Source organism: Pseudoalteromonas shioyasakiensis, from assembly GCF_019134595.1.
Classification (GTDB): domain Bacteria; phylum Pseudomonadota; class Gammaproteobacteria; order Enterobacterales; family Alteromonadaceae; genus Pseudoalteromonas; species Pseudoalteromonas shioyasakiensis_A.
Window position 1 is genome coordinate 1,542,185 of the sequence record NZ_CP077770.1, and the last position, 12,232, is coordinate 1,554,416.

The 12,232-nt window shown below is 41.8% G+C and carries 10 protein-coding genes; 2 read left to right on the forward strand and 8 right to left on the reverse strand.

Going from position 1 to position 12,232, the window contains the following annotated elements; translation table 11 throughout:
• Window position 1 precedes the first annotated feature (1 nt).
• Window positions 2–964: a sensor domain-containing diguanylate cyclase gene (locus tag KQP93_RS07255; RefSeq protein ID WP_054561730.1), complete on the forward strand. Its 963-nt coding sequence runs from the start codon at window positions 2–4 to the stop codon at window positions 962–964.
• A gap of 218 nt (window positions 965–1,182) precedes the next feature.
• Here the strand turns inward: KQP93_RS07255 and KQP93_RS07260 are convergent, their stop codons facing one another.
• The 5 genes from KQP93_RS07260 to KQP93_RS07280 all read right to left on the reverse strand — a co-directional run bounded on the left by KQP93_RS07260 (window position 1,183) and on the right by KQP93_RS07280 (window position 7,661).
• Window positions 1,183–2,064 (reverse strand): universal stress protein, encoded by an 882-nt coding sequence (locus KQP93_RS07260; RefSeq protein ID WP_217876484.1) that lies wholly within the window; start codon window positions 2,062–2,064, stop codon window positions 1,183–1,185.
• 6 nt (window positions 2,065–2,070) lie between these two features.
• Window positions 2,071–3,585 (reverse strand): SpoVR family protein, encoded by a 1,515-nt coding sequence (locus KQP93_RS07265; protein ID WP_054561728.1) that lies wholly within the window; start codon window positions 3,583–3,585, stop codon window positions 2,071–2,073.
• Window positions 3,586–3,605: 20 nt separating this feature from the next.
• Window positions 3,606–4,892 carry a YeaH/YhbH family protein gene (locus KQP93_RS07270; RefSeq protein ID WP_217876485.1) on the reverse strand — a complete coding sequence of 429 codons (1,287 nt, stop codon included), beginning with the start codon at window positions 4,890–4,892 and terminating at the stop codon, window positions 3,606–3,608.
• A 26-nt stretch (window positions 4,893–4,918) separates the two neighbouring features.
• Window positions 4,919–6,841: a PrkA family serine protein kinase gene (locus KQP93_RS07275; RefSeq protein WP_054551538.1), complete on the reverse strand. Its 1,923-nt coding sequence runs from the start codon at window positions 6,839–6,841 to the stop codon at window positions 4,919–4,921.
• A gap of 238 nt (window positions 6,842–7,079) precedes the next feature.
• A complete protein-coding gene (locus KQP93_RS07280) occupies window positions 7,080–7,661 on the reverse strand; it encodes a superoxide dismutase (RefSeq protein ID WP_054551537.1) in 582 nt (193 codons plus the stop codon).
• A 264-nt stretch (window positions 7,662–7,925) separates the two neighbouring features.
• On the opposite strand from KQP93_RS07280, the gene KQP93_RS07285 reads away from it, so the two are divergent.
• Window positions 7,926–8,264, forward strand: a complete 339-nt coding sequence (locus KQP93_RS07285) for a Grx4 family monothiol glutaredoxin (RefSeq protein WP_054551536.1) — start codon at window positions 7,926–7,928, stop codon at window positions 8,262–8,264.
• Window positions 8,265–8,319: 55 nt separating this feature from the next.
• Here the strand turns inward: KQP93_RS07285 and KQP93_RS07290 are convergent, their stop codons facing one another.
• From KQP93_RS07290 to KQP93_RS07300, 3 genes are all read right to left on the reverse strand, one after another.
• Window positions 8,320–9,612 carry a sensor histidine kinase gene (locus KQP93_RS07290; protein WP_217876486.1) on the reverse strand — a complete coding sequence of 431 codons (1,293 nt, stop codon included), beginning with the start codon at window positions 9,610–9,612 and terminating at the stop codon, window positions 8,320–8,322.
• Window positions 9,612–10,940: a sigma-54-dependent transcriptional regulator gene (locus KQP93_RS07295; RefSeq protein WP_217876487.1), complete on the reverse strand. Its 1,329-nt coding sequence runs from the start codon at window positions 10,938–10,940 to the stop codon at window positions 9,612–9,614. Before KQP93_RS07295 ends, KQP93_RS07290 begins: the two co-directional genes overlap by 1 nt.
• 81 nt (window positions 10,941–11,021) lie before the next feature.
• Window positions 11,022–12,227, reverse strand: coding sequence for an ABC transporter permease (locus KQP93_RS07300; RefSeq protein WP_217876488.1), 1,206 nt, complete (start codon window positions 12,225–12,227; stop codon window positions 11,022–11,024).
• Window positions 12,228–12,232: the final 5 nt, after the last annotated feature.

The window sequence follows — 12,232 nt, forward strand, 5'->3', positions numbered from 1 at the left end:
TATGCCTGCAGCCGATTTTAATATGAATGAACTCCATTGGTTAATGGATATGTTTAATACCGTTGATGTAGGCCTAGTGGTGCTCGATAGAGACTACAAAGTCTGCATCTGGAATGGGTTTATGGAAAACCATTCCGGCTTATTGCCAAGCGCGGTGAAAGATAAAGACCTGTTTGACTTATTTCCATCAATCGATGAAAAGTGGTTTCGCAGTAAATCTGAGTCAGTATTCATTCTAAATAATCGCTCGTTTACTATTTGGGAGCAGCAGCCGTATATTTTTCGTTTTAAAAATTACCGTCCAATTACCGGTAAAGCGGATCATATGTATCAAAATGCCACCTTTATCCCACTGACAACGACCACAGGTGAAGTATCGCATATCTGTATCATTATCTACGATGTAACCGATGAAGCGGTGAATAAAAAAGAGCTAGAAGAAGCCAACAGCAAGCTTGAACAAATGAGCCGTACAGATGCACTGACTAAGCTTACTAATCGTGGTTATTGGGAAGAAAAATTACGCAAAGAATATATGCGCATTGTGCGCAGTGGCGGATGTAGCAGCTTGTTGATGTTTGATATTGACCACTTTAAAAAGGTTAATGATGAGCATGGCCATCGCGGCGGTGATGAGGCATTGCGTCATATTGCAGACTTACTGCGTAAGACGCTGCGTGAAACAGACTTAGCAGGTCGCTATGGCGGTGAAGAGTTTGCGGTAACCTTGCTTGATACTGATCATGAAGGTGCGCATATCTTTGCTGAGCGACTAAGAACACTGATTGAGAACTCATCAATTTACTTTGATGGCAAACAAATTCAACTGACGGTCAGTATTGGTTTTGCGTGCTTCGACGAGAAGTTTGATCGCTACGAAAAGTGGGTTGAAGCAGCCGATAAAGCCTTATATCACTCAAAAGAAAACGGCCGTAACAAGGTCACAGCTTATACAGATTTATAAATAAAGAAGGGGCAAATAAGCCCCTTTTTGATATTTATTTGATTAAGTTTGAGGACTATACCAACCCGCAATAATACTTAATCATTTTGAGGGATTAAACCGGTCGCTACCTGCGTTAAAAATTTCTGATTTAGAACAACTAAATAACGAAATTTTTGCCTTGTTATCAACGAGGTTTCCTTGCCTCAAAATAGACCACTTAATTAAGCGAATTGGTATTAAACCCCAAGTGGCGGTAAAACAAGAATATCTGTTTTAAGTAGCTTCATGACTTTTTCGGCGGTATTACCAATTAAATGACCTTTAATACCTGTATTACCCACCGAACCCATAATCACTAAGTCTGCATTTAATTTAGCTGCAACACTTGGGATCACTTGCTCAACGACACCAGCTTTGATTTTAAGTTTTTCTTTTAAGTCGTGCGCTTCTATTAAGGTACGCTGTGCTACGGGTAGCTTTTCAAAGGCGTTAATCACTTGCTCATCTGAAAATACAATGCCTAAATCACGTAAAAACGGTGATACATGTACGGTATAACAGGCATAAAACTCGCTGTCGTAGTCTTTAGCATAGGCTAAGCCTGCTTTGATAATTGCTTCGTTTAAACAGTATTTAGTCGCCTTCTCACTGCCTAAATCAAGGGCTGCCAGTACATTAGTATTGTTACGCCACTTGTTATCGGCGGCCAAATAAAGTGGCAGTGGGCTAAAGCGAATAAGTTGCCAGTCTAGCTCTGTAAATTGCGTTTCTTCGTCGATGTGGCGAGTTTTAATCACCATTTCATAGTCTGACGTATCAAGCTCATTAGCTAGCCACTGTACTGGGCTTTCATGCCACAGGGTTTGCAAAGTATAGCTATCATCATCTAAATGCTCGCTGATAAGTGGAGCAAGTGCTGCACGGACTTTAGCGAGCTCTTTGTCTTGAATAGCGAGCGCTTCATCAGGTGGAATAGAGAATAAAATGTTATTGGTGTCTTCGTAGCTAAAAGCAACAATATCAATATGCTTCAAGCCTTTGGCTTTTTGCTTTGCATGTAATATAGACGTTTTAGCATCTGCTGTTGAGTCGATGATCACCAGTATTTTTTTATTCATTTTTGGCTACTCTGTTGTGTGTCGGGTATCACTGCTTGGGCATTCACCCAATAATGAAACTTCACCTGTTGCGGTTTCTTGTTCCAGTTTTACCTTAAAGCCCCATAGCCTGTAAAGGTGTTTTAACACTTCATCTTTTGATTTAGCTAACGGAATATTGTTATGCGGCACATAACGCAGAGTAAGTGAACGATCTCCTCTAATATCAACATTATAGACTTGAATATTTGGTTCGTGATTACTTAGATTGTATTGTGCCGACAGGGTTTCACGAACCTGGTGATAGCCCATTTCATCATGAATGGCACCGACATTGAGGGTCGGCTCTTTTTCATGATCAATAATGGTAAACAACTTAAAATCACGAATAATTTTTGGCGATAAAAACTGGCTAATAAAGCTCTCGTCTTTAAAGTTTTGCATTGCAAAGTGCAGGGTTTCTAACCAATCGCTGCCAGCATACTCTGGAAACCATTTCTTGTCTTCTTCTGTTGGGTTTTCACAAATACGGCGAATATCAACCATCATGTTAAAGCCAAGAGCATAGGGGTTGATCCCTGAATAATAATTGCTGTTGTAGGGCGGTTGATACACCACATTGGTGTGACTTTGTAAAAACTCGAGCATAAAGGCATCGGTGAGCTTACCTTCGTCGTACAGGTGGTTCAAAATGGTGTAATGCCAAAACGTAGCCCAGCCCTCATTCATCACTTGAGTTTGTTTTTGTGGGTAAAAATATTGCGAAATTTTACGCACAATTCGAATTATTTCTCGTTGCCATGACTCTAGCAGCGGCGCATTTTTTTCGATGAAGTACAAAATGTTTTCTTGTGGCTCTTCTGGAAAACGGCGCTCACGTTTTTTCGACTCTTGCTGCGAAGTCGGTATCGTGCGCCACAACTCGTTGACTTGCGATTGTAGGTAGTCTTCACGTTCTTGTTGGCGTTTTTGTTCTTCAAAAAGTGAAATACGTTGCGGGCGTTTGTAGCGGTCTACACCATAATTCATTAACGCATGGCATGAATCAATCAGGTTTTCGACCTCGGTAATACCGTATTTCTCTTCGCACTTGGCAATGTAATTTTTGGCAAATAATAAGTAATCGATAATTGAGCTGGCATCAGTCCAGGTTTTGAATAAGTAATTGCCTTTAAAAAATGAGTTGTGACCATAGCAGGCGTGGGCCATTACCAAGGCTTGCATTGGCAGGGTGTTTTCTTCCATTAAATAGGCAATGCAAGGATCTGAGTTAATAACAATTTCATAAGCAAGGCCCATTTGCCCACGCTTATAATTTTGCTCTGTTTGAATGAATTTTTTACCATACGACCAGTGGCTGTAGCCAATCGGCATACCCACACTCGAATAGGCATCCATCATTTGTTCAGCAGTGATCACCTCAATTTGATTCGGGTAGGTATCGAGTTTATAAATTTTCGCTACCCGCTCAATCTCAGTTTGATACTCTGTTAGTAGATCAAATGTCCAATCAGGACCGTCGCTAATACGTTTATCGGCCATACTTTACCTCACTGGCAAGGCTATGCGGCGCCTTGCTGCTGACGATTCTTTTTAAATAATTCACGGAAAATAGGGTAAATGTCCTCAACGCCACGAATGTGTTGCATGGCAAAATTGTCGTGGGTTTGCACTATTGATTGATACTCTCGCCATAAACTTTGATGAGCACGGGCAGTAATTTCGATATAGGCGTAATAGCGCACCGCCTTTAATAGTTTATTACGTAAAATTTCGCCACAGTTTGGCGAATCATCAGCCCAGTTATCACCATCAGAGGCTTGCGCTGCGTAAACATTCCACTCTTCAGGGTTATAGCGCTCGGCGATGATTTCGTTCATCAGTTTTAATGCACTAGATACTATGGTGCCACCCGTTTCTTGAGAATAGAAAAACTCTTGCTCATCGACTTCTTTAGCTTGGGTATGATGACGAATATAGACAACCTCTATATTTTTGTAGCTACGAGTTAAAAATTGATAAAGCAGAATATAAAAGCGTTTTGCCATGTCTTTCGTTGCTTGATCCATCGAGCCAGACACATCCATTAAACAAAACATGACTGCTTTGCTTGTTGGGTGTGGTTGCTTTTCATAATTACGAAAACGTAAGTCGTAATTATCAATAAATGGCACTGCTTTAATGCGGTTTTGCAGCTCCTCAATTTGTCGTTCAAGTAAAGCAATTGCCGCCTTGTCTGGCTGCTCTTCAGCTTGTAGCAGAGCGAGCTGACCCTCAAGCTCAGCAAGGTGACGTTTTTTGCCTGCAGTCATTGCCACTCTTCGAGCAAGCGAGCCTTGCAATGAGCGAACAATATCAATATTACTTGGCATGCCGTCGTTACAAAAACCAGCGCGATGGGTTTTCATCTGCACCAGTTTATCGAGCTGGTTTTGTTGCAGGTTGGGCAGTTCAAGATCTTCGAACAGTAAATCTAAGTATTCATCTTTTGAAATAGAAAATACAAAGTCGTCTTGTCCTTCACCAGAGTCACTGGCTTCACCTTCGCCACTACCACCACCTTGACCGCCTCCTTGCGGGCGCTTGATTTTGTCGCCCGTAGAAAACTGGTCATTGCCTGGGTGGATCTGTTCACGGTCGCCACCACGTCCTTGATGAAAAATAGGCTCACTGATATCACGTTGCGGAATAGAGATACTCTCGCCGCTGGTGGTATCGGTTACACTGCGCTTATTAATGGCATCAGATACCGCTTCTTTAATCTGTTTTTTATAACGCCTGATGAACCGTTGACGATTCAAGGTACTTTTGTTTTTTCCATTCAGGCGTCGGTCAATAAAATGCGCCATAACAACCCCCTTAAAACAAACGTTTTTTACTGCGATTTTCTAACGCGTAAATACCATTCAGAAAGTAAACGTACTTGTTTTTGGGTATAGCCTTTCTCAACCATACGATTGACAAAGTCTTCGTGTTTTTTCTGATCTTCAGCCGAGGTTTTCGCATTGAAGGAAATAACCGGCAGCAGATCTTCAGTATTTGAGAACATTTTCTTCTCAATAACTGTGCGAAGTTTTTCGTAGCTGGTCCAAAGCGGATTCTTGCCTTGGTTGTGGGCACGCGCCCGCAGTACGAAATTAACTATCTCATTACGGAAATCTTTAGGGTTTGAAATACCCGCAGGTTTTTCAATCTTCTCAAGTTCTGCGTTAAGAGCTGCACGGTCAAATAACTGGCCTGTATCTGGGTCACGGTATTCTTGATCTTGGATCCAGAAATCTGCATAAGTGACGTAGCGGTCAAAGATGTTTTGCCCATATTCTGAGTACGATTCTAAATAGGCTGTTTGTAACTCTTTACCGATAAACTCCACATACTGAGGAATGAGGTATCCTTTTAAGTGGCTTAAGTAACGCTCTTCAACATCGGCGGTAAATTGCTCTCGCTCAATTTGCTGTTCAAGAACATAGAATAAGTGCACTGGGTTGGCTGCCACTTCAGTGGTATCGAAGTTAAATACCCGCGATAGGATCTTGAACGCAAAGCGAGTAGAAAGCCCTGTCATGCCCTCATCAACACCCGCGTAATCGCGGTATTCTTGATACGACTTCGCTTTCGGATCGGTGTCTTTTAAGCTTTCGCCGTCATACACCCGCATTTTTGAATAAATACTTGAGTTTTCTGGCTCTTTAATACGCGAAAGGGTGGTAAATTGCGCCAGTGTTTTTAATGTGCCCGGTGCACAAGGCGCATCATGTAATTCACTGTTCTCGAGTAGTTTGTTGTAAATCTTAACTTCTTCAGAAACACGTAAACAATAAGGCACTTTGACGATGTAAACACGGTCTAAAAATGCTTCATTGTTTTTGTTGTTCTTAAATGTTTGCCACTCAGATTCATTTGAGTGAGCTAAAATCATACCATTAAACGGCAGGGCACTAATGCCTTCTGTGCCGTTATAATTGCCTTCTTGCGTAGCTGTAAGCAGTGGATGTAGCACTTTGATTGGCGCTTTAAACATTTCTACAAATTCCATTAAGCCTTGGTTCGCTAAACAAAGTGCACCTGAATAGGCATAGGCATCAGGGTCGTTCTGTGCAAAGTGCTCAAGCTGGCGAATATCTACCTTACCAACTAACGCTGAAATGTCTTGATTGTTTTCATCGCCCGGCTCAGTTTTCGCAATCGCAACTTGATTTAAAATAGATGGGAAGCGCTTAACCACTCTGAATTGGCTAATATCACCATTAAATTCGCTTAAGCGTTTTGCAGCCCACGGTGACATCACTGTTTTTAAATAACGCGGTTTAATGCCATATTCTTTTTCTAAAAGTTCAGCGTCTTCATTTGGGTCAAATAACGCTAAAGGGTGGTCGTTAACAGGCGACCCTTTGATTGAGTAAATAGGTACCTGCTGCATTAAATATTTTAGCTTTTCAGCAATAGATGATTTACCGCCACCTACCGGACCAAGTAAATACAGTACTTGCTTACATTCTTCTAAGCCTTGCGCAGCATGTTTTAAATAAGAGACGATTTGTTCAATGGCATCTTCCATACCATAAAAATCGTGAAATGCAGGGTAGCGTGCGACTACGCGATTTGAAAACAGTCTGCTTAAGCGTGCATCGGTTGATGTGTCTATAATTTCCGGCTCACCGATGGCCATCAATAGCCGTTCAGGTGCGCTGGCATAAGCTGATTTATCCTTCTTACAGATCTCGAGAAATTCCTCAATACTGTATTCTTCTTCTTGCGCTGCTTCGTATCGTGATTGGTAATGCTCAAAAATACTCATAGAGACCTCCGAAAACCCGCTAAAATGACGTGTAATTAGATTAAGAGAAAAGCAAAGGTTATTTAAAGCTTAGTCACGATTTTGAATTTTTGCGCAAGAAAATTAAGAATTTAATTGAAAAAAGCTCATCTTGATTACGCTTTTTGGCTGAGGGCTTGGCTGCGACTTAGAAGGGGCGTGCACTGGCAATAAAAAAGACGCCGAAGCGTCTTTTTTGATTACTGTGTGTAACAGAAGATTAAGCGAAGTTAGCGTTCGCGAAGTCCCAGTTAACTAATGCCCAGAAACCTTTTAGGTAATCTGGACGAACGTTACGGTAATCGATGTAGTAAGCGTGTTCCCAAAGATCCACAGTTAGGATTGGTGTAACACCTTCATCAGTTAATGGCGTTGCAGCATTTGATGTGTTTACGATATCAAGTGTGCCGTCAGCTAGTTTAACTAACCAAGTCCAGCTTGAACCGAAGTTGTTTACTGCTTTGTCGTTTAACGCTTCTTTGAATGCGTCGAAAGAACCCCATTTAGCGTTGATAGCGTCAGCGATTGCGCCAGTAGGCTCGCCACCGCCGTTTGGAGATAGGCTGTTCCAGTAGAACGTGTGGTTCCAGATTTGTGCAGCATTGTTAAATACGCCACCTTCTGAAGAACATACGATTTCTTCTAGAGATTTGTTTTCGAATTCTGTGCCTGGGATCAGACCGTTTAATTTCACAACGTAAGTGTTGTGGTGTTTACCGTGGTGAAACTCTAGAGTCTCTTTTGAAATATGTGGCTCTAATGCATCGATTGCGTATGGTAGTGACGGTAGTTCAAATGCCATTTTTTATCTCCATCTTCTTGGTTGATAGTCCACTCAGTTATAGGTAATAGCAAGGTAAACCGCGCACTTCCCTATACCAAGTGGTATTATAGTGTTACTATAATTGTTGAGTATTTTACTCAAGTTTTAGCAAACAGCAATGCTATTGCTAAAGACTATTTAAAATTGTGGCTACGAATGCCGATTTTAAGTTATATATCTGAGGCCACAGTGAAACTTTTTCAAGGCCAATGTAGTAAGCCAATGTCTTTTTTGAGGTTGTAAATGGAAACCATCGATAAAATTAAACAGCAAATTTCTGAAAATCCTATCCTTCTTTACATGAAAGGATCACCAAAGTTACCTAACTGTGGTTTTTCTTCACAAGCATCACAAGCACTTATGGCGTGTGGTGAGCAGTTTGCTTACGTTGACATTCTACTTAACCCAGATATCCGTGCAGAGTTACCTGCATACGCAAACTGGCCAACATTCCCACAACTATGGGTAGAAGGCGAGCTTATCGGTGGTTGTGACATTATCATCGAAATGTTTCAACGTGGTGAATTACAGCCACTAATCACTGAAACAGCTGCAAAGTACAAAGAAAAAGACGCTGAATAATTATATTTAGTGTAGAAAGAAGCCGCTGATTGCGGCTTTTTTTATATCAAATTTATCAAGCTGGCAGCAAAACATGCACGCTTAACCCACCTTGCTCACGGTTATGTAAGCTTATTTGCCCGTGATGTGCTTCAACTATTTCTCTGCAAAGTGCTAACCCTAAACCACTGCCTGTTGCTTTAGTTGAGTAAAAGGGGATAAGTGCGTTTGCCATTACAGCTTCACTCATGCCTTTGCCTTTATCACTCACAGTGATGTGTGTGCCACTTACTTCTTGTTGCACAGTTAAGCTGATATCTTCGGGGTTTGAACCCGATTCATAGGCATTTTTTAATAGGTTAATAAGTAACTGTTCGAGTTGTGTGTGATCAGCATCAGTTGCCACTCGCTCATCAAGTGAGACCTCAACCTGCCACTGACTTTTTAATTGCTCGATGAGTGTCTGCCAGTTAATCGTCGACAGTTGAGGGGTGGGTAACTTGGCAAATTTACCATAGCCTTGCACAAACTCATTAAGGTGTTTTATGCGGTCTTCAATGGTGGTAAATACCCGTTTTAAACGTGGCTCGTCGACTTCTTTTGTTAATAGTTGCGCGCTATGAAGCATAGACGACATAGGCCCTAGTGAGTTGTTAAGCTCATGGCTAATAATACGAATAACTTTTTTCCAAACCTCTACTTCTTGGCGGCTTAGTTCACGGGTCAGTTGTTTAAAAACATATAGTTGGTGAAACTGATTATTAAGTAATAATCGCCCTGTTGCCATATGCCAAGTTTGTGATTCTTGATCTGCTTTGTCGAGGGTAAATAAACCATCAACGCCTTTGTGAATCGCACGCGTTAATTGCTCGCAGCTTGAATCTAATAAGTTTTCAAGCTTGGCGCCTTCAAGGGCTGATTTAGCATCGAGTAAGCTGCGGGCACTGTGGTTGCTATACACAATAAAGCCTTGGTCGTTAGTCAAAAGCACAGCTTGTGGGGAGCTTTGCAGTACTTTGTCGAGCATCAACTCACGCTGATAAATCCATTGTTTTTCTTGGCGAAGCTGTTTTGCGGTTTGGTTATAAAGCCGGCATAAATCGCCAAGCTCATCGCTGCCATCATAGGCTAATAATGTGGCCAGCTCACCATCTTTAAAATTAAGCAGTCCGGTTTCGAGCGAGTTCATACCATCAATGAGCGGGGCTGATAATTGCGCGGCAAAAAATCCGCTTATCAAGGCACAAGCGAGCAGCGCTAATAGGCTATAAAGTAAGCTTATGCCCGCAAAATAACACACCAACACAAGCGGTAATGCAGATGCTGCAATACACAAAGTTATGATTTTATATCGAAACGAAAAACGCATTAGTACTCAATCTTAAATTTATCAAGCCTGCGATAGAGTGCTTGGCGGCTTAAGCCAAAATGGCGAGCCACTTTAGCAATCACCCCTTTGTACTCACGCATGGCAAGCTCAATCTCTTGTTTGTTAGGCTCAGCTCTTGTTTGTGTTGGGGTGTTTGTTTCAACTTGTAAGCCAAAATCTGCAAGCTCAATCACCCCTGTGGGTTTTAAAACTGCAGCACGTTTACAGGCATTTTCAAGCTCACGAACATTACCCGGCCAGCTATGGGCGAGCAGGGCTTTTTCTGTACTAAGCGACAGTGTGCGCTCAGGTAAAAAGTGTGCGACCAAAGCTAAAATATCATCTGGGCGATGGGCAAGGCTTGGTAAATTTAACTCAATTACATTTAAGCGGTAGTAAAGATCTTCTCGAAATTGACCTGCTTTAATTGCATGGTTTAAATCTTCATTGGTGGCTGAAATCACCCGCACATTCACTTTACGTGTTTGCGTTGAACCTAAACGTTCAAATTCACCGGTTTGTAAAATGCGTAATAATTTCATTTGCCCAGAAAGTGGCAAGTTACCAATTTCGTCTAAAAATAGAGTGCCACCATCGGCCGCTTCAAAACGACCAATACGCTGTTTTGTAATACCGGTATAGGCGCCAGCTTCGGCACCAAATAACTCGGCCTCAATAAGCTCGCTTGGTAAAGCACCGGCATTAACAGTGATAAAGGGTTTATCAGCTAATAATGAATTGGCCTGTATTATGTGTGCAATGCGCTCTTTACCACTGCCGTTGGGGCCTGTGATCAGCACTGAAATATCTGATTTAGCAACTTGAATAGCAAGATTAACAATGTGCTCCATAGCGGTACTTTTATAAACCAAACCCACCAAATCTGCTTGTTGCACGGATGCGTCACGTTCTTGCTGGTGGCGTGTAAAGGTTTCGTTTTGCTGTTTTGCTTTACCCAGCTCGATTAGGTTATTTACACAAGTAAGTAGCTTGGCGTCGTCCCATGGTTTTGGTAAATAATCAGCAGCCCCTGCTTTGACAAGTTCAACGGCAGTAGAAAGCTCTGTCCATGCGGTGATCAAAATAATCGGTAGGTGAGGATTAATGTCTCGTAAGGCATAAAAAAGTTCTTTGCCTTCTTCGCCGGAAGTGGTGTCGGCGGTGAAGTTCATGTCTTGAATAACAAGCGCTATGCGTTGGTATTGTACGGCTTGAATTGCCTCAAACGGGTTACTTGCTGTAACAACATCAAAACCGTGAATTTCGAGTAATAACGACAATGCATCCAAAATGGCTGGGTTATCGTCGACGATCAGTATTTTTTCCATATTATTGTTTTAGTTATTTTCCTAATAAGGGTGCAAGATGAATGCTACACTGTTAATCCAGTGTAGCATAGGTTGGGAGAACTAAATTGTTCGAGTTGCAATGCTCGGTGAGATATTCGCAGCCCGTTTTGCAGGGGCAAGTACCGCTAATAAACTCATAACGAACACTGCCAGCGCTGTAGCAAGTACGTAACTAATATCAAGCTGAGCAATTGAAAAGTGCTGCATCAGTAATTGCCCTAAATACACGGCAGCAATCACACCAATCACCAAGCCAACAACACATATCATGGCGTTTTCAACTAAGAAGTAGCTGATGATGGCAGATTTTCTGGCGCCTAAAGCGCGGCGAGTACCTATTTGTTTAGTGCGCTTACTAATATTGAATAGCGTTAGGCCGAAAATACCCAGGGCCGTCACCAACACTAAAATAGTAATAAGTACAATCAGCATGCGCATCATTAATGTATCTTCTGCCATGTATGACTCTTTATCGTCATCTAAGCCACGAATGCGAGAAATTACACGTTTGTTGTAGTTTTTCAGCATGGCTTCTTCAACACGGTTCATGACTGATTGACGTTGACCAGGCTCTGTTCTAACCACAAAACGTGCATTTGTACCAGGCTTAATAAAAGGCAGCAGTGCTACGTTATCTGGGCGGCTGTCTTTAAGCCATGGGCCCTTCATAAGATCAATTACACCAATTATTTTCATTGGAATATCACCAAAATAGACAGTTTGGCCTAAACCATTGCCGTCAGGGAATAGCTCATCGAGTAGAGTTTTAGTGACAACGGTTACTTTTGAAAGCTCATCATAGTTATCGGTGACAATCACTTCATCTTCGGTGTAGTTACGCCCACCAATGAGTTTTACACCATAGGTATTGATACCATGCTCATCGATAAACATGTATGAAGTACGGGCTGATTTACTCTCTTCAGGTGCTGGTTTTAAGCTAAAATCAGACGAAGAACCACTGCCCGAAAGCGGTGTGTTGCTCGAATAAGCAGCATCGACTACCCCAGGTATTTGACGAAGCATGGCTTCATCAAGCTCATATTGCTGAGACGGTGACACATCTTTGCCAAACATCATGACATTAAAAACGAAAATGTCTTGTTCAGGGTAGCCTGTTTCTTGGCTTAAATAGCTAATCCTGTCTTGAATAATAAACGCCGCATTACTAACAATTGCAGTGGTGATGGCAATTTGGATCAGTAATAAAATAGCGCCAACTTTTGAGCGGCATAAGGCGTGAAAGATAGGTTTAATTTCTAACATGGGTG

Excerpts from the sequence above, each read along its gene's own strand:
- KQP93_RS07295 (WP_217876487.1), bottom strand. The coding sequence starts at position 10,940 with ATGGAAAAAATACTGATCGTCGACGATAACCCAGCCATTTTGGATGCA.
- KQP93_RS07280 (WP_054551537.1), bottom strand. The coding sequence starts at position 7,661 with ATGGCATTTGAACTACCGTCACTACCATACGCAATCGATGCATTAGAG.
- KQP93_RS07265 (WP_054561728.1), bottom strand. The coding sequence starts at position 3,585 with ATGGCCGATAAACGTATTAGCGACGGTCCTGATTGGACATTTGATCTA.
- KQP93_RS07285 (WP_054551536.1), top strand. The coding sequence starts at position 7,926 with ATGGAAACCATCGATAAAATTAAACAGCAAATTTCTGAAAATCCTATC.
- KQP93_RS07260 (WP_217876484.1), bottom strand. The coding sequence starts at position 2,064 with ATGAATAAAAAAATACTGGTGATCATCGACTCAACAGCAGATGCTAAA.
- KQP93_RS07300 (WP_217876488.1), bottom strand. The coding sequence starts at position 12,227 with ATGTTAGAAATTAAACCTATCTTTCACGCCTTATGCCGCTCAAAAGTT.
- KQP93_RS07275 (WP_054551538.1), bottom strand. The coding sequence starts at position 6,841 with ATGAGTATTTTTGAGCATTACCAATCACGATACGAAGCAGCGCAAGAA.
- KQP93_RS07270 (WP_217876485.1), bottom strand. The coding sequence starts at position 4,892 with ATGGCGCATTTTATTGACCGACGCCTGAATGGAAAAAACAAAAGTACC.
- KQP93_RS07255 (WP_054561730.1), top strand. The coding sequence starts at position 2 with ATGCCTGCAGCCGATTTTAATATGAATGAACTCCATTGGTTAATGGAT.
- KQP93_RS07290 (WP_217876486.1), bottom strand. The coding sequence starts at position 9,612 with ATGCGTTTTTCGTTTCGATATAAAATCATAACTTTGTGTATTGCAGCA.